The organism is Altererythrobacter chaiwopuensis, from assembly GCF_054957755.1.
Genome location: NZ_JBTXJG010000001.1, coordinates 554489 through 571008, shown reverse-complemented (window position 1 = coordinate 571008; position 16520 = coordinate 554489). Strand labels below are relative to the sequence as shown.

Below are 16520 nucleotides of genomic sequence, written 5' to 3'. Positions count from 1 at the left end.
TGGAATTACGGATGACCCCTATGTTCAAACAATCCCTGCTGACTGCCGCACTGGCCATGCTGTTCGGCTTTGCAGGTGCGGCTATATGGTCATATTCAGGCCTGGGTGATCAGCGCACCCGTAGCTATCTCGTCGCCAATCCCGAAATCCTGCCGGAGATGGCCGAAGCCTATCAGGAAAGGCAGGCACAGGAACGGCTTGCGGGCATTTCGGATCAGGTGATGGTGCCCTTTCCCGGCGCCGTGATCGGCAATCCGCAGGGTTCGAAAGTCTTGGTCGAGTTCACCGATTACAATTGCCCCTATTGCGCGATGAGCCAGGCCGATGTGCAGCGGCTGGTCGAATCCGATCCCGAAGTGAAGGTTGTGATCCGCGAATGGTCGATTTTCCAGGGCAGCGAAATCGCCTCAAAGATGGCGCTCGCCGCAGCCAAACAGGGCAAATATCCTGCCTTTCACGATGCCATGTTCCGCCTTGGCCCAGTCTCGCCCGAAAGTGTCGAGGCAGCCGCCCGCGAAGCCGGGCTCGATCTCGAGCGCGCACGTACCGATGCCGAATCGGAAGAAGTGGCGCAGGAAATCGCCCGCAACCATGCCCTGGCCAGCCAGCTGGGCTTTACCGGCACGCCCAGCTGGGTGACGCGGGACCGCGCCTTCGAAGGTGCCGTGGGCTTTGGCGCACTCAAGGAAGCGCTGGAACCAAGCGGTAGCTGATGCCTGCGGCCCGCGCGCTTGCCCTGGCCTTGTCTGCCGCGCTTGCTGCGGCGGCAACTCCTGCTTCAAGCGCCAAAGCTGGCAGCAACACCCCTGCGCTCGAGCGGTTTCAGGCCCAGCAACAGGTTGAGCAGCGCGTTCAGGACATCGGCTGGCGCCTGGTCACCGGGAACAGCCGCTTCTGCGATAATGTGGTGCCCGCGATCGGCCTGTTGCTGCACGACATGGCGAGCTATCGCGAACCAGCCGCAGTGCGGAACCTGCTGGGGCTCGAGAGCGATTTCGCCGTGCTGGCCGCAGCCGAGGGGTCACCTGCCGCTAAAGCTGGGTTGGCTACAGGCGTCGAAATTGCCGCCATTGACAATGAGGTGCTCTCAAGCTGGCCCTCGCAAACGCATGGCGACTGGCGCCGGACAGTGCGCGCGCATGATCTGATCTCTGCGCGGCTCGCAACTTCTGGAGTAGTCGTTCTGCAGCGCCGTGAAGGCAGCCGGGTGAAGCTGGCCGGCGAACCTGCCTGCGCCTCGCGTTTCGAAATGGGCGGCGGCGGCAAGGGCGCGCTTGCTGAGGGTATGCGGGTGATTGTTGAACGCGATTTCCCGGGACTGGGTTATCCTGAAGACGAACTGGCCGCCGCGCTGGCGCACGAGCTGGCGCACAATCTGCTGCGGCACAGGATATGGCTCGAGCGCGAAGGGCGCGGTCGCCGCAACATCCGCCTGACCGAGCGCGAGGCCGACCGGCTGATGCCGTGGCTGCTCGCCAATGCCGGTTACCAGCCGTCAGCCGCGTCGCGCTTCATGGCACGCTGGGGCCCGGACCATTCGGGCGGGATTTTCCGCAAACGCAGCCATGACGGTTGGGACGAGCGGCTCGAATTCATCGAGGCCGAACTGGTACAGATCGACAAGGTGAGGCATGCAGATGGCAGCGCTGATTGGCACAGCCATTTCCGGCGCGATATTGATCCGGACCAATGAGCCTCAGTCGTCGATCACCTTTGCGTACATCGAGTTTATCGGCTTTTCCATCACCCGTCGCAGCATCGGTTCGAAGAAGCTCAGCGGCGCGCTGTCATAGCCGGGATCGAACGCCGCCTGATCGTATTTCTCGCAAAAATGGGCACAGGCCTCGAAGTGCGGATGACCGCGATATTGTTCGCGGATATCGCGATCCATGCCAACGTAATGGAAATAGTAATAGCCCTGGAAGGCGCCATGCTTTTCGCAGATCCAGTGGTATTCTTCCGGCACGAATGGCTTGATGATCGCGGCGGCTACATCGGGGTGATTATAGGTGCCCAGTGTGTCACCAATATCGTGCAGCAATGCCATGACGATATATCGCTCGTCGCGCCCGTCACGATGCGCGCGAGTCGCGGTCTGCAGCGAATGCTCGAGTCGACACACCGGGAAGCCGCCAAAATCCCCCTTGAGCAGCTTCAGATGATCGAGCACCCGATCCGGCAAGCCCTTGGCAAAGGTGCGATACTGACTGCCTATGATTGCCCAGTCTTCCGCAGTGCCTTCTGTCATCGCGGTGAACTTGGCGCGCTCTTGCGGATGTTCGATCGTGGCCATGATTCCTCTCCTTGCTGGTGACCAGTGTAGCCCGCGCGACGGTTGGCCGCAAAACAAACTGCACCCCGCCTGCCAAATCGGCTAAGGGGAAGCGCTATGGCAGTGCTGCCCTTCCGTCCCACGCCCTTCTTTGCCAACAAGAATCGGGCATTCTGGAACCTCCAGCTGGTCGGCTGGGGCGGGGCATTCCTGCTGCGCGCGAGTGCCGCAATCGCCAATGGCCAGCCGTGGGACCTGCTGGCGGTTATACTGGTCACGACCATCACCGGCTTTTCGATCAGCATGGTGCTTTCGGTCGTGTTCCGTCAGTTGATCGACAGGCAGCCGCTGGTGGCATGGGGCATGACCGTTGTAATCTTGCTGGTGGCAGTGATAGTGCATGCCTCGATCGATGCCTGGGTGCAGGGCATCTATTTTGCCGGGATTCGCGAGACGACATTTGCCCAGCGATTCATCGGCCTCTCCTATATTCCGCTGACGCTGCTGGGCGGATGGAGTGCACTCTACTTCGCAATCAATTACTTCCTCACCGTAGAGGAACAGGCGGATCGGCTAGAGCGGCTGGAAGCACAGGCCACGAGCGCGCAGCTGGCCATGTTGCGTTACCAGCTCAACCCGCATTTCCTGTTCAACACGCTGAATTCGATCAGCACTCTGGTGCTGCTGAAGCAGACCGAGCCGGCCAATGCCATGCTTTCGCGCCTGTCCGCTTTCCTGCGTCATACGTTGATCATGCAGCCAGGCAGCCAGGTCACGCTGGCGCAGGAGGTTGAAACCTTGCAACTCTATCTCGATATTGAGCGTATGCGCTTCGAGGATCGCTTGCGCACCTGTTTCGATATCGACGATGCTGCACAGGAGGCTCTGCTGCCTTCGATGCTCCTGCAACCGCTGGTGGAAAATGCAGTCAAATACGCAGTTTCGCCGCAAGAGGAGGGCGCGCGCATTTCGCTCACTGCCAAGGTTCAGGGCCACCGGCTGCGGATCAAGATCGAAGACACCGGTCCCGGGGTTTCCGGCCAGCGCCAGGGAGATCTGCTGCGCTCTGGCGAAAAGCCAGACGAGACCATGTCGACCGGTGTGGGCCTTGCCAATATTCGCAACCGTCTGATCCAGGCTTATGGTCCGGATCACCGCTTTGAAACCCGCTCTGGCGCTGGCGGCGGATTTACTGTGTTGATCGAAATACCGTTCGAGACAGCACGACAGGATTCGGCCGATGCGGAAGAAACGCCCCAGCCCCAGCCCCCAACCCCACCCCTGCCGGCACAGCTGGCCAAGCAGGCGCCCGCCATGGCATTCTCGCCAATCCGCAGCATGGAACCCAAAGCATGACAATCCGTACAATACTGGTCGATGACGAGAAGCTGGCTATCCAGGGCCTGCAACTGCGACTCGAACCGTTCGAGGACATCGAAGTGATCGCAACCTGTTCGAACGGGCGCGAGGCGATCCGCGCGATCAAGACCGAAAAGCCCGATCTGGTGTTCCTTGATATCCAGATGCCTGGTTTTGACGGCTTCGGCGTGGTCAAGGGCGTGATGGAGATTGAGCCGCCGTTGTTCGTATTCGTCACCGCCTATGAAGAGCATGCAATCCGCGCCTTCGAGGCCAATGCGGTCAATTACCTGATGAAGCCGGTTGATACCGACAAGCTGGCCGACACAATCGAACGCGTGCGTCAGCGCCTGGCCGAAAAGAAATCGGCCGAGGAAGCGGACAAGCTGATGAATGTGCTGGCCGAAGTCGCGCCCGAGATGGCGGTGGAATTTTCCAGCGGCGAGGCCGAAGCCAGCGACCGGTTCGAAAAGCTGATCAACATCAAGGACCGCGGCCAGATTTTCCGCGTCGAAGTGGATACGATCGAACATATCGAAGCCGCAGGCGACTATATGTGCATCTATACCGGCGACAATTCGCTGATCCTGCGCGAAACCATGAAAGACCTCGAGCGGCGGCTTGATCCGCGCACCTTCCAGCGCGTTCACCGCTCGACCATCGTCAATCTGAACCAGGTCCGCCAGGTAAGGCCGCACACCAATGGCGAATGCTTCCTCGTGCTCGAAAGCGGCGCCGAGGTGAAGGTTTCGCGCAGCTACCGGGATGTCGTGGCGCGCTTCGTGCATTGACCCCGCCGCCCGTCATTGCGAGGAGCGCAATCGACGAAGCAATCCATAGCGCCGTGGATTGCCGCGCGACCTTCGGTCGCTCGCAATGATGAGGGATAAGGCTTGAGCACGTTCACTCTTCCCGGCTTTGATCTGGACGCATTCGTGCGTGAGACTCTCGCCGAAGACCTTGGCACAGGGCTTCCCGGCGGCGGGCATGACGTCACCAGCGAAAGCGTGATCCCCGCCGATGCACGCTTTTCCGGCGTGATGGACAGCCGCGATGCGATCACCGTTGCCGGGCTTCCGATTGCCGAGGCCTTCTTCCGCGCGCTCGATCCCGACATGGCGATCGAGCTGCTGGTCGGCGAGGGCGAGCAGGTGCCGCCGGGCACGGACCTGATGCGCCTTAACGGCAATGCCCCCGCCATGCTTACGGCCGAACGCAGCGCCTTGAACACTGTGCAGCACCTCTCCGGCATCGCCACGCTGACCCGCGAATACGTGCGCGCGATGGACAATCCCGATTGCACCCTGCTCGACACCCGCAAGACCATCCCCGGCCTGCGCCACCTTGAGAAATACGCCGTGCGCATGGGCGGCGGCAGCAACCACCGCATGGGGTTGTGGGATGCGGCGATGATCAAGGACAACCACGTGCTGGTTGCCGGCAATGTCGGCGAAGCGGTGCGCCGCGCGGTGGCGGCGGGGGTGAAGGAAATCATCTGCGAAGTCGACCGGCTGGACCAGATCGAACCTGCGCTGGCAGCAGGCGCAACGCGGCTGCTGCTAGATAATATGGACCCACCGACTTTGCGCACAGCGGTTGGCATTGTGGCAGGCCGCGTCCCCACCGAGGCTTCAGGCGGAATCAATCTTGAAACCATCAAGGCCAAGGCAGCGACCGGGGTGGACTATGTCTCGGTCGGGCGGCTGACCCAGAGCGCGCCAGCCGCCGATATCGGGCTGGACTTCACGCTGGAATAGGTTGGTGCCCAAAGTCGTCATTGCGAGGTGCCGCAGGCGACGCGGCAATCCAGCCCGGTTGCATGCTTGCGCTCTGGATCGCCGCGCGACTTCGTCGCTCGCGATGACGGTCCTTTTGCTGTTGTTCCCGGGAATTGCGTCAGCCCAGGCCTATCAATGCCGCATGCCGCAAAGTGTCAGCGTGCCGCAGGTGCGCGGCGACGGGCCGACGCGGCAGGTCCCCGTCACAGGCTATACGCTTGCACTCAGCTGGAGCCCTGAATTCTGCAAGAACCGCGAAATGGACGCGCGCCAACGCCTGCAATGTTCGGGCCGCAACGGTCGTTTCGGCCTCATCGTCCACGGACTGTGGCCTCACGGGCTCAGCACCTGGCCTGAGTGGTGCCAAACTGCGCGAACCGTCAGCCCGGCCGAGGTGCGCCGCAATTTGTGCATGACGCCCTCTGTCCGGTTGATGGCGCGCCAATGGGCCAAGCATGGTTCTTGCATGGCGGCGCGACCCGAGTCCTATTTCAAGGCCGCCCGTATCTTGTGGAACAGCCTGCGCATCCCCGATTATGACCGGCTATCGCGCCAGGACGGGCTGACCGCTGGCGATATTCGCCGCGCATTCTCCGATGCCAACGGCAGGCATTGGGAGCCCGATATGATCGGAGTAAAGCTCAATGCACGCGGCTGGCTGGAAGAGCTAAGGCTCTGTTACGGCAGGGACTTCATGCCCAAACGCTGTGACCGCACGCGGTTGGGCATGAAGGACAATGCGCCTGCCAAGATTTGGCGCGGCCTCTAGGCGCGTTCGACCCGGCCCGAATAGCAGCCCCGCGCGGCATTATGCACATGCAGGTAGGAAACCGCAGGATCCGCCAGCAGGCGTTCGAACATGGTGGCCGCCTCGCGGCCATCGACCAGCGCCGCGTCCCGCATCATGCCGAGGTCGTCGAAAGCGCGTACCGAGAGCTGACGAACCGCCATCACTGCAGGCACCTGGTCGATCTCGTCATAGGCTTTCCGCGCGCCCTCGCGCACGAAGATCGCGTGGTTGGAGCGATATGGGCTATCGACCGGAAGATGCTCATGATTGAGCAGCAACAGGTGTTCGCCGGGCTGCGCGTCGCGCATTTCAATTCGGTCCGGGAAGCCGGGGGATGAATCGGCGCGGTAGCGGAGCACGCCCTGCGCCCTCAACTCCTCGTCGCTCAACCCATAGAGGTGGACGAACTGATCGGCTTCAAGCCCCTTTACGCGAAATGACATGGCGTTTCCTTTTCAATTCGCGCAGCATGGAGCGGGAAACCGGGCTCCGCGTCCCGCTTCTTGCGTTCAAACGAAAAAGGGGGCCGGCAATTGCCGGGTTTACCGCCGCGCCTTGAAGAAGTCCCTGAGCAATTCTGCTGCTTCGGCTTCGCCCATGCCGCTATAAACCTCGGGTCGATGGAGGCATTGCGGATGTTCGAACACCCGCGCGCCATGTTCCACCGCACCGCCCTTGGGATCCGGTGCCGCATAATAGAGCCGGGCAATCCGCGCGTGGCTGATCGCCCCGGCACACATCGCACAGGGCTCTAGCGTGACATAGAGGTCGCAGCCGCTGAGCCGTTCGCTGCCGAGCTTCGCGGCCGCTTCGCGCAGCGCGACAATCTCGGCGTGGCCGGTGGGATCGGGCGGAATGCGGGTGCGGTTGGCGGCGACGGAAATCACCTCGTCCCCGCGCGCCACCACCGCTCCGATCGGCACCTCACCTTCCGCAGCGGCCGTGCGCGCGGCATCGAGCGCCAGTTGCATCGCTTGCGGGATCGGCCACCGGGTTCCTTGGCGGGTCATATCTGCGCGCTAGCGGCACTCGCGCCATGCCGCAACTTTGCTTGACGATTCGGGAAGCCACCGCTATGCGCCCGCCTTCCCGGGAAACCTGACGGTTTCATACCGATTGTGAGTGGCCGCCCGATTCGTTCGGAAGCCAGCATTAGAGAACGAACGAGAGATACCATGTCGCGTATTTGCGAACTGACCGGCAAGGGCCGCCAGGTGGGCCACAATGTGAGCCACGCCAACAACAAGACCAAGCGCGTGTTCCTGCCGAACCTGCAGAACGTTACGCTGCTGAGCGAAAAGCTGGGCCGCGGCTTCAAGTTCCGCGTCTCGACCAATGGCTTGCGCTCGGTCGAGCACAATGGCGGGCTCGACAACTGGCTGTTGAAGACCAAGGACGAGAAGCTAAGCGCGCGCGCGCTCAAGATAAAGCGCGAGCTGAAAAAGGCTGGCAGCGAAGCCGCCTGAACTCTCCCCGCAAGGGCTATACGAAATCAAACGGGGCGTGCGGGGTAACCTGCGCGCCTCTTTTCATGCGCATTCCTCTTCCTTGCGAGGGCTTCAATCGCTGGCAGGAATTGCCGCTTGGCTATCCGGCCGAAGAAACAGCAGCGGATCGAGCCGCGCATCGCGCCATTTGAGGCTCCAGTGCAGGTGCGGCCCGGTGGCGCGCCCGCTGGCGCCGACATTGCCGATATGCTGGCCCTGCCTGACCTGATCACCCTCGCGCACGAACAGCTGCGAGGCATGCAGGAAGGCACTGTTGAGCCCCTGGCCATGGTCGATGATAAGCAATTTGCCCTCGAGCGAGAAATCGTCCGCCGCCAGCACCACCACACCGTCAGCCGGCGCAGCAAAGGGCGTGCCCGCGCCGGGCGCGATGTCGAGGCCGGAATGGTAGCTGCCCGGCTCGCCGCGATAGATCCGCTGCGATCCGAAGCGCCCTGAAATGCGGCCATTTACCGGCCAGATGAAAGGTTGCCGCCAGCCTTGCGCCCCGGTTTCCTTGGCGCGTGCAGCATGGATCGCGGCCAGTTCTGGGCGGCGGCGCTCCAGGAAAGCCTCGCTTGTTCCGCTCGGCCGCATCGCGACATCGACATGCTCGATCTGCCAATCCCCCGCCGCCAATTCGATCCGATGCCGATATTCGGAACCGTCAGCCAGCATCGCGGTGAGCAACATCTCGCTGGGCGCATCACGATCAAAACCGGCGAAGAATCGGCCATTGTCATCGAGCGCAAGTTCGGTCCCGTCGAGCCGGACCGATTTGGCCTGAGAGGTGAACTGGCCGCGCATCCAGCCGCCTTGAGCGAGATTGGCCACCATAGTCAGCTTGGCCTCGGACGGCCCATCTCGCGGTTCCGCTTGCGGTGGGGGCGCGTCAACGGCGCCCTGCGCCAGATCAATCGTTAACAGCGGTGCCGCAAGAACGGGGAGATAGCCCGGCTGCGCTGTGTTGTTCTCACGGTTTTCGCAAGCCCCAAGCCCGAGCAAAGCGGTGAGAGCAACAAGTGCTCCGATCGCCCGCAGCTGCATCAAATCTGTCCGGTCAGCCGCCGGGTCGCAATCTCACAGCTGGCATAGGCTTCCTGGAATTCCGCGCTCCAATAGCGCAACTCCTCAAGCGCAACCGGTTCGCCGCTGATCGCGCAGCGCACGAATTTCCCGCCGCGCAGCACCTTGAACGCGCTTGGACCGTAATAGAGCTTGGCCTCACCATCGCTTGACGACATCAACATGCCCCGGTTTCTAGCAAGTGATTACCGAACCTGCAATTAACCGAACAGATCATCCTGCCTGGGCGAGGTTGGGGCCGCCTTGCGGGCCGGATTGCGGGGCCTGGATGCTGGCTGGGCTCCATCGGCCTGCACCACATCGAGCCGCCCGTCTGCAAATTGCAGCACCAATGCCGCCTCCTTCGCTGCCAGCTCGCGGCTGGTCAGGGCCTTGTCACTCGCATCGCGAACGATGGCATAGCCGCGCTTCAGCGGCTCTTCGGGATGGAACTGCTGCGCCAGCCGCGAGAGAGCGGCGAGCGCTTCGCGCTTGCGGTCAAGTGGCGCGGTGACAAGCGCGGGCCTGAGCCGGGCGCGTTCAAGCTGGCCCTTTGCATCGGCCAGGTTCCGCCTCAGCAGCACCGGCGCGAGGCGTGAGGAAACCCCGGCAAGCCTTTCGCGCCCCTGCCCCGCCCTGTCGCGCAAGGCGCGGCGCAGGCGCTCGCCAAGTTCGTCGAGCCGCTGCGAATATGGCTGGCACAATTGTTCAGGCCGGGGCATGCGCCGCATTCGCGCCTCCAGCCGCTCGCGCCCCAGCTCAACCGGGCGCAGCACTGCGCGCTGCTGGCGATTGACCAGATCCGCCACCGTAGCAACAAGGTCGGCACGCACCGGTACCGCCATTTCTGCGGCGGCCGTTGGCGTAGGCGCGCGGCGATCGGCGGCATAGTCCGCCAGCGTGGTATCGGTCTCATGCCCCACGGCAGAGATCACCGGGATCGGGCAATCGGCGATGGCGCGCACCACAATTTCCTCGTTGAAGGCCCACAGATCCTCGATCGAGCCGCCTCCGCGCGCGACGATCACCACATCGGGGCGCGGCACCGTGCCGCTCCCATCGAGCGCGGCAAACCCGCGTACAGCATCGGCAATCTGCTGCGCTGCGCCCTGCCCCTGCACCAGCACCGGCCACACCAGCACATGGCTGGGGAAGCGATCCGCCAGCCGGTGCAATATATCGCGGATCACCGATCCGGTGGGCGAGGTCACCACGCCGATCACGCGCGGCAGGAAGGGCAGCGCCTGCTTGCGCTCGCGCGCGAACAGCCCCTCGGCCTCGAGCTTCAGCTTGGTCTTTTCGAGCAGTGCCAGCAAGGCGCCTTCGCCCGCGATCTCCAGGCTGTCGATCACGATCTGGTATTTCGATCGCCCGGGAAAGGTCGTCAGTTTGCCGCTGGAGATAACCTCGATCCCGTCTTCGGGCACGAAGGGCAGGCGCTGCGCACTGCCGCGCCACATCACCCCGTCGAGCACGGCATTCTCATCCTTGAGCGCCAGGTAGAGATGCCCCGATGCGGCGCGCTTCACCCCCGAAAGCTCGCCGCGTAGCCGGACAAAGCCGAAGCGATCCTCGACCGTGCGCTTGAGCAATGCCGAAATCTCGGTGATCGAGAGCGGTGCGGCGTTGTCGCCCGGCGGCGTGCGCGCTACCAGCCCGTTTGACTGATCATCGGAGGACGCGGCGGCCATGAATATCCTTTTGCTCGGTTCGGGTGGGCGCGAACATGCGTTGGCATGGAAGCTTGCGCAATCCCCCGGCTGCACAAAACTCTATGATGCCCCCGGCAATCCCGGCATTGCCCAAGAGGCAGAGCTGGTCGGCCTTGATGCAACCGATCATGCCGCAATCATCGCATTCTGCCAGACGAACGAGATTGGCCTGGTTGTGATCGGGCCGGAGGCTCCGCTGGTTGATGGGCTGGCGGACAGTTTGCGTGCGGAAGGCATCCCCGTATTCGGACCTTCGCAGGCGGCCGCGCAGCTTGAAGGCAGCAAGGGCTTTACCAAGGATTTGTGCGAACGCGCAGGCATTCCAACCGCTGGCTATGTTCGCACGGTTTCGCTTGAGCAAGCGACGGCAGCGCTCGATCGCTTCGACGCCCCCTTTGTACTGAAGGCTGACGGGCTGGCCGCGGGCAAGGGTGTGGTGATCGCGGAAAACCGCGCGGAAGCCGAAGCTGCGCTGGCCGACATGTTCGGCGGCAGTTTCGGTGAAGCCGGGGCCGAGGTGGTGATCGAGGAATTCATGGCGGGCGAGGAGGCCAGCTTCTTCGCGCTGACCGATGGCACCTCCATCGTTCCGTTTGGTACGGCGCAGGATCACAAACGGGTGGGTGATGGCGACACCGGCCCCAATACCGGCGGGATGGGCGCCTATTCGCCCGCCCCGGTGCTGACCAGCGAATTGCAGGCGCAGGTAATGCGCGAAATCATCGAACCGACCGTGCGCACCATGGCAGCCGAAGGCATGCCCTATTCGGGTGTGCTCTATGCCGGGCTGATGCTGACAGATACCGGCCCCAGGCTGATCGAGTACAACTGCCGTTTCGGTGATCCCGAATGCCAGGTGCTGATGATGCGGCTGGAGAGCGATCTGGCAAAGATCATGCTCGCCTGCGCCACTGGCAAGCTGGAGGGCGTGACAGGCGAATTTGCCGATGAGACAGCACTGACCGTGGTCATGGCGGCCAATGGCTATCCTGGCACGCCAGAGAGGGGCGGCGCAATCCATCTGCGCGATGCCGAGGGACACGGCGCCAAGATATTCCATGCCGGCACTGCAATGAAGGACGGCCAGCTTGTCGCCAGCGGTGGGCGCGTGCTTAATGTCACTGCAACGGGTAAGACTGTCCTTGAGGCACAGCGCACCGCCTATGAAGCGGTGGGTCGGATCAGCTTTCCCGGCGGCTTCTGCCGCCGCGACATCGGCTGGCGCGAAGTGCTGCGCGAAACGGAAGTTTGATCGCGGTCATGGACTGGCTCAGAGACTTGCGGTTTGATTCACTGGGCGATGTTGGGAAGGAAGTGTAATGACAAGAGTTGGTTTCATCGTTTCCTTGGTGTTCGGCGCTGCGGCCTGCGCCTATACAGCGCCGGAAGAGGGCTTGGCGGAAGCCCCTGCACCGCAGGCCATGTCCGAAGCCGAACACCACCGGCTTGCCTTCGTGCAGGCGGCATGCGGCGGCTGCCATGCGGTTGAAGTTCCCGGCGTCTCGCCCAACCCGGCCTCGCCGCCATTCGCCGATATCGCCAATCGCGAAGGGCTTACCCGCGCCACGCTGGTCACCTGGCTGACCGATGCACACAACTATCCCGAGATGATGGATTTTGACCTGGACCCGCCGCAGGTTGAACAGATTGCGGACTACATCCTGACCCTGCAGAGCGAGGATTACCGGCGCGTGCCCGAATAGGGCCGACGCCCCGCCGATTGCGGATTTCCCACCGTCCGTGCTAATATGAAATCAGGGGTCGCATCGAGAGGGGGATTACTCGATGCCTTATCGTCATGGCCACTATTTCGTCGGTTTCGTATTGCTGGTTATCCTGGCCGGATTCTGGGCCAGCTACTGGTCGGCAATCGGCAATGTTCCGCTGGCCTTCCACGTCCATGCGATCAGCTCTTCGGCCTGGTTGCTGCTGCTGATTGTCCAGAGCGTTGCGATCCATCGCCGCTCAAACGCTTTTCACAAGCAAATGGGGCTGGCCAGCTTCGCGCTCTTCCCCTTCCTGATCCTCGGCTTCATGATGATCATCGACGTTTCCGCGCAGCGCATGGCTTCGGCAGAAAATGAATTCATCCTGCACAATGGCCCTTCGTTCGGGATCGGCATGGTGATCGCAATCAGTGCCTATCTGACTCTGTTCTACCAGGCGCTCAAGAACCGGCGAAATGTAAAGCTCCACGCAGGTTACATGCTGGCCACGCCGCTGATCCTGTTTGAATCCCCGTTTAGCCGCGTAATCGATCAGTTCATGCCGTGGATGAATGTGATTGGCAGCGACGGGCCGCAGGCAGTGCAGGACACGATTGTAATCAGCGATGGCATGGCAATCATCTTTGCCATGACCTTGTATTTCATGGATCGCAAGCATGGCATGCCGTGGCTGGTCGCCTCGTTCTTCATGGGCTTGCAGGCGGTGGTGATGTGGAATGTGCCCTTCATGCCAGGGCTTGATGGCTGGTTCGTCGCCTATGCGCAGATTCCACAGGGGGTGACCTTCACTGCCGGTGTCGCAGCGGGCGCCCTGGCCGGATGGTACGGATGGCGGGCCGGCAGCAGTCGAGCAAAGCCAGCCACTGCAGCCGCCCGGGCCTGATCAACCCAGCTTTGCGTCCATCAGGGCCTTGAGGTCCACCTCGGTTCGCGCGCCATAATGCGAGATGATCTCGCACGCAGCAATCGCCCCGCGCCGCAGGCAGCGTTCGAGCGGCTCGCCGCGGACGTGGCCGAACAGGAAGCCCGCAGCAAACAGGTCGCCCGCCCCGGTCGTGTCCACCACATGCTCGATCGGTTCGGCGGGCACTTCGGCGCGTTCGCCATTGCGGGTCGCGATCGCGCCATCGGCGCTGCGGGTTACGACCAGTGTCGGCACCTTGTCCTTGAGCGCGGCGATCCCCGCTGCGATATTGTCTGTTCCAGTGAGCGCGAAGAGCTCGAGATGATTGGCGAACAATATGTCGATCAGCCCATCCTCGATCAGCGCGCGGAAATCGTCGCCATGGCGGTCGATCACGAACACTTCGGACAGGGTGAAGGCGACTTCGCGCCCGGCATCCTTGGCGGTTTCAATGGCGCGCCGCATCGCCGCGCGGGGTTCTTCCGGATCCCACAGATAACCCTCAAGATAAAGCACGCGCGCCGCCGCCACGGCCTCGTCATCCAGTGCGCTGGCTGGCAGGAACTGGCTCGCGCCCAGAAAGGTGTTCATGGTGCGCTGGGCATCGGGCGTGACAAAAATCAGGCAGCGCGCGGTGGGCGGATCGGCATCGGTGTGACTGGTCGGGCGCGGGGCAACGTCGAAATCGATTCCCACGGCGCGGATATCATGCGCGAAAACCTCGCCCAACTGGTCATCCGCCACCTGGCCGATAAAAGCACATTGCGCGCCCAGCGCCGAAAGCCCCGCCAGCGTGTTGGCAGCCGAACCGCCGGAAATCTCGCGCGCGGGACCCATTGCTTCGTAGAGTTCGCGCGCGCGGTCTGCATCAACCAGCGTCATCCCGCCGCGATTGAGCTGCAATTCCTCGATCAGTTCATCTGTTGCAGGGGCCATCACGTCGACAATAGCGTTGCCGATGGCGATTACATCATAACGGGGTTCGGACACAGGAATTCCTGATTTCGTTGCTGGATCAGATATGGAAAGCGGCGCCTAGCGCCCCGCGCCGCCCGCGCCAAGGGCGGATTGTCTCTCAGTGCGTTGACTTGTCGCGCAATCGCAGGGAAATGCACACTCGGATGAGCGCTGTTCTCAAATCTCTCGGCCTTGCCTTCAGCCAAATGGGTGACCGCGCTGTGCTGCGCGTGCTGGCGAAGAGTGTTGCCCTGACGCTTGTGGTTTTCGCCTTGCTCGGCGTGGCGGCATTCCAGGCTATTGCGGCGCTAAGCACCTATATCGGCATGAATATTGGAGCTGAAGTCACCTATCTGGCGTCATTGGTGCTGACCTTGCTGGCTGCGTGGCTGCTGTTTCGCGTTGTCGCCCTCGCTGTACTGCAGTTCTTTGCCGACGAAGTGGTGATCGCGGTCGAGCGCAAGCACTATCCGCAAGCCGCCGTGACAGCGCGCCAGCTGCCATTCCACAAGGATCTGGCCAACAGCCTGCGCGGCGCTGGCCGCGCGCTCCTGTTCAACGCGCTGGCGGCGCCAGTGGCGCTGGTATTGCTGTTCACCGCGATCGGCCCCGCAGTGGTGTTCCTGCTTGTCAATGCGGTGCTGCTGGGGCGCGAGCTTACCGATATGGGCTGGTTGCGCCATCGCCCGGCACCAACCGATCCATCCCCGGTGAGCAGATTTGACCGGCTGCTGCTGGGCGGCGTGATCGCTGCGCTGATGGCGGTGCCCTTCATCAATTTGCTGGCGCCAATTATCGGTGCAGCGGCCGGAACCCACCTTGTGCAACTTTCCCGTCCAAAAGCGACCTAGGAACAAACCATGCGTCCCTTTCGCCAAATCCTTGCCGCCATCGCCCCGCTGCCGTTGCTTGCCGCCTGCGTCTCGGCCGGAAGCGCGCCGGTGCTGGTCCCTGACCGGCCATCGTCAAGCGGCGCGCCAACACAGGCAGTGCGCGTGCCTCCAAGCGATCCCGCGCCGCCAACTTCCGGCTTCATCCCGCCGCCGCTGATGCGCGCACCGGGGCTCGAAAATGTCATCGGAGTGGGCGCAGCGCAGCTCGAACGACGCTTCGGCAAGCCCAGGCTTGATGTGATCGAGGGCGATGCGCGCAAGCTGCAATTTGCCGGTGAGCCCTGTGTGCTCGACATCTTCCTCTATCCGCTGCGCCCTGGCGCGGACCCGGTGGCCACGCATATAGAGGCACGCCGCGCCAGCGACGGGCTCGATGTCGATCGCGCCGCCTGCGTGAAAGCGCTGGGCGGCAAATGAAGCCGATATTGCGGCTGGTAACCCGGTTTTAAGTCTGTTCTGCGATAGAAATCCCGCATTAATCAGGGGATCTGCGCAAGATGAGCATTCAATTTGCCGATCTGGCCAGCCGCGTGGCGGAAGATGGCCAGTTAACTGCTGAAGAACTGCTTTCGCTGCGACAGATCGGCTGGGGCGACGGCAAGATCTATCGCGATGAGGCCGAAGCCATCTTCGCGATCAATCGCTTGCTCAAGCAGCCCTCGGACGAATGGGTCGATTTCTTCGTCGAGGCGATCGGCGAATTCGTGCTCAATGGCACCGAACCGCGCGGCATGTGCGATGATGATGAGGCGCGCTGGCTGATCGGCGCGCTGGACCATGACGGCAAGCTCGACTCCATGGCCGAGCTGGAACTGCTGGTGAGCGTGATTGAGAAGGCACAGAACGTGCCAGAGTTCTTCAAGCGCTATGTCCTGCGCCAGATCGATCAGGCGGTAATGACTGGCAACGGCCCGACGCGCTGCGGCGGCGAGCTTTCGGCAAGCCATATCAGCGCGAGTGAATGCCGCCTGCTGCGCCGCGTGATCTTTGCCAGCGGGGGCTATGGCCCTGCTGCCGTCAGCCGCCACGATGCCGAGCTGCTGTTCCGCCTGAAAGATGCGACCATGCAGGATGAGAACTCGCCGCTGTGGGACGATCTCTTCGTCGACGGTGTGGCCAATTACCTCAAGGGCTTCCAGCTGCAGAATGCGCAACTCGACCATGCACGGGTCAAGGAGCTTGAAGCTTTCGTTGCCGACAACCAGGCGCGCGTCGGTCGTTTCATCGGCGCCATGGCGCGCGAGGTGCCGCAAGCGCGGAACCATTTCGGCAAGGTCTTCGGCAGGAATGATAAGGGCCAGAGCTATACCGAGGCTGCCGCCGCCGGAAACCTGGTCGACGATTTCGAGCAGGAATGGCTCGAGAAGATGATCGACGCCGATGGCGAGGTTGACGATCTCGAACGCGCTCTGCTCGCGCGGATCATCGACGAGGGCTGAAACTCTATAGGCCTGTCATGAAATTACGGCGTGGTGGAGCGAGAACGACGCCGCGCGAGAACCGGCGCGCAGCGGACTTTTAGGTCCGTGAGCACCGGAAGCGCAGCCCGGCGCCGTTCGCAGCCCACCACGGTGGA

20 protein-coding genes are annotated in these 16520 nt (G+C 62.5%); 13 read left to right on the top strand and 7 right to left on the bottom strand.

What is annotated here, in order from left to right; genetic code table 11:
* The first annotated feature begins 20 nt into the window (after positions 1-20).
* A complete protein-coding gene (locus tag ACX2DJ_RS02940) occupies positions 21-713 on the top strand; it encodes a DsbA family protein (protein WP_462570915.1) in 693 nt (230 codons plus the stop codon).
* A complete protein-coding gene (locus tag ACX2DJ_RS02935; RefSeq protein ID WP_462570914.1) occupies positions 713-1693 on the top strand; it encodes a hypothetical protein in 981 nt (326 codons plus the stop codon). The genes ACX2DJ_RS02940 and ACX2DJ_RS02935 overlap by 1 nt, the downstream gene beginning before the upstream one ends.
* Before the next feature lie 3 nt (positions 1694-1696).
* Here the strand turns inward: ACX2DJ_RS02935 and ACX2DJ_RS02930 are convergent, their stop codons facing one another.
* Complete coding sequence (locus ACX2DJ_RS02930) at positions 1697-2293, bottom strand: HD domain-containing protein (protein ID WP_462570913.1); 597 nt, start codon at positions 2291-2293, stop codon at positions 1697-1699.
* A gap of 96 nt (positions 2294-2389) precedes the next feature.
* Here ACX2DJ_RS02930 and ACX2DJ_RS02925 point away from each other — a divergent pair, with 96 nt between their 5' ends.
* The 4 genes from ACX2DJ_RS02925 (at position 2390) to ACX2DJ_RS02910 (ending at position 6178) form a co-directional block, all read left to right on the top strand.
* Positions 2390-3628, top strand: a complete 1239-nt coding sequence (locus tag ACX2DJ_RS02925; protein WP_462570912.1) for a sensor histidine kinase — start codon at positions 2390-2392, stop codon at positions 3626-3628.
* On the top strand, positions 3625-4422 hold the full coding sequence (locus ACX2DJ_RS02920) for a LytR/AlgR family response regulator transcription factor (protein WP_462570911.1): 798 nt from the start codon (positions 3625-3627) through the stop codon (positions 4420-4422). Before ACX2DJ_RS02925 ends, ACX2DJ_RS02920 begins: the two co-directional genes overlap by 4 nt.
* A gap of 102 nt (positions 4423-4524) precedes the next feature.
* Positions 4525-5388: a carboxylating nicotinate-nucleotide diphosphorylase gene (gene nadC, locus ACX2DJ_RS02915; RefSeq protein WP_462570910.1), complete on the top strand. Its 864-nt coding sequence runs from the start codon at positions 4525-4527 to the stop codon at positions 5386-5388.
* Positions 5389-5491: 103 nt separating this feature from the next.
* Positions 5492-6178: a ribonuclease T2 family protein gene (locus ACX2DJ_RS02910; protein ID WP_462570909.1), complete on the top strand. Its 687-nt coding sequence runs from the start codon at positions 5492-5494 to the stop codon at positions 6176-6178.
* Here ACX2DJ_RS02910 and ACX2DJ_RS02905 read toward each other — a convergent pair.
* Together ACX2DJ_RS02905 and ACX2DJ_RS02900 are read right to left on the bottom strand one after the other, a co-directional pair.
* Entirely contained in the window at positions 6175-6642 is a 468-nt protein-coding gene (locus tag ACX2DJ_RS02905; RefSeq protein ID WP_462570908.1) for a DUF1203 domain-containing protein, read from the bottom strand. The two genes, ACX2DJ_RS02910 and ACX2DJ_RS02905, sit on opposite strands and share 4 nt — an antisense overlap.
* 99 nt (positions 6643-6741) lie before the next feature.
* Positions 6742-7209 carry a nucleoside deaminase gene (locus ACX2DJ_RS02900; RefSeq protein ID WP_462570907.1) on the bottom strand — a complete coding sequence of 156 codons (468 nt, stop codon included), beginning with the start codon at positions 7207-7209 and terminating at the stop codon, positions 6742-6744.
* A gap of 165 nt (positions 7210-7374) precedes the next feature.
* Here ACX2DJ_RS02900 and rpmB point away from each other — a divergent pair, with 165 nt between their 5' ends.
* Positions 7375-7665 carry a 50S ribosomal protein L28 gene (gene rpmB, locus ACX2DJ_RS02895; RefSeq protein ID WP_462570906.1) on the top strand — a complete coding sequence of 97 codons (291 nt, stop codon included), beginning with the start codon at positions 7375-7377 and terminating at the stop codon, positions 7663-7665.
* A 93-nt stretch (positions 7666-7758) separates the two neighbouring features.
* Here rpmB and ACX2DJ_RS02890 read toward each other — a convergent pair whose 3' ends face one another.
* From ACX2DJ_RS02890 to xseA, 3 genes are read right to left on the bottom strand one after another with little or no spacing between them, the layout of a single operon-like run.
* Positions 7759-8733, bottom strand: a complete 975-nt coding sequence (locus ACX2DJ_RS02890; protein ID WP_462570904.1) for a M23 family metallopeptidase — start codon at positions 8731-8733, stop codon at positions 7759-7761.
* Positions 8733-8936, bottom strand: coding sequence for a DUF2093 domain-containing protein (locus ACX2DJ_RS02885; RefSeq protein ID WP_462570903.1), 204 nt, complete (start codon positions 8934-8936; stop codon positions 8733-8735). The genes ACX2DJ_RS02890 and ACX2DJ_RS02885 overlap by 1 nt, the downstream gene beginning before the upstream one ends.
* Before the next feature lie 36 nt (positions 8937-8972).
* The gene (gene xseA, locus ACX2DJ_RS02880; RefSeq protein ID WP_462570901.1) at positions 8973-10442 is read right to left on the bottom strand and encodes an exodeoxyribonuclease VII large subunit; all 1470 of its coding nucleotides are present in this window, start codon (positions 10440-10442) and stop codon (positions 8973-8975) included.
* On the opposite strand from xseA, the gene purD reads away from it, so the two are divergent.
* The 3 genes from purD (at position 10441) to ACX2DJ_RS02865 (ending at position 13073) form a co-directional block, all read left to right on the top strand.
* Positions 10441-11715, top strand: a complete 1275-nt coding sequence (gene purD / locus ACX2DJ_RS02875) for a phosphoribosylamine--glycine ligase (protein ID WP_462570899.1) — start codon at positions 10441-10443, stop codon at positions 11713-11715. The two genes, xseA and purD, sit on opposite strands and share 2 nt — an antisense overlap.
* Positions 11716-11782: 67 nt before the next feature.
* Positions 11783-12166 (top strand): c-type cytochrome, encoded by a 384-nt coding sequence (locus ACX2DJ_RS02870; protein WP_462570897.1) that lies wholly within the window; start codon positions 11783-11785, stop codon positions 12164-12166.
* An 82-nt stretch (positions 12167-12248) separates the two neighbouring features.
* The gene (locus ACX2DJ_RS02865) at positions 12249-13073 is read left to right on the top strand and encodes a hypothetical protein (protein ID WP_462570896.1); all 825 of its coding nucleotides are present in this window, start codon (positions 12249-12251) and stop codon (positions 13071-13073) included.
* On the opposite strand, the gene ACX2DJ_RS02860 is transcribed toward ACX2DJ_RS02865, so the two are convergent.
* Positions 13074-14084 (bottom strand): adenosine kinase, encoded by a 1011-nt coding sequence (locus ACX2DJ_RS02860; RefSeq protein WP_462570894.1) that lies wholly within the window; start codon positions 14082-14084, stop codon positions 13074-13076.
* A 119-nt stretch (positions 14085-14203) separates the two neighbouring features.
* Between ACX2DJ_RS02860 and ACX2DJ_RS02855 the strand changes: the two genes are divergently transcribed.
* From ACX2DJ_RS02855 to ACX2DJ_RS02845, 3 genes are all read left to right on the top strand, one after another.
* Positions 14204-14902 (top strand): EI24 domain-containing protein, encoded by a 699-nt coding sequence (locus tag ACX2DJ_RS02855; protein ID WP_462570893.1) that lies wholly within the window; start codon positions 14204-14206, stop codon positions 14900-14902.
* Between the two features lie 9 nt (positions 14903-14911).
* On the top strand, positions 14912-15361 hold the full coding sequence (locus ACX2DJ_RS02850; RefSeq protein ID WP_462570892.1) for a hypothetical protein: 450 nt from the start codon (positions 14912-14914) through the stop codon (positions 15359-15361).
* A gap of 80 nt (positions 15362-15441) precedes the next feature.
* Positions 15442-16383, top strand: coding sequence for a hypothetical protein (locus tag ACX2DJ_RS02845; RefSeq protein ID WP_462570890.1), 942 nt, complete (start codon positions 15442-15444; stop codon positions 16381-16383).
* Positions 16384-16520: the final 137 nt, after the last annotated feature.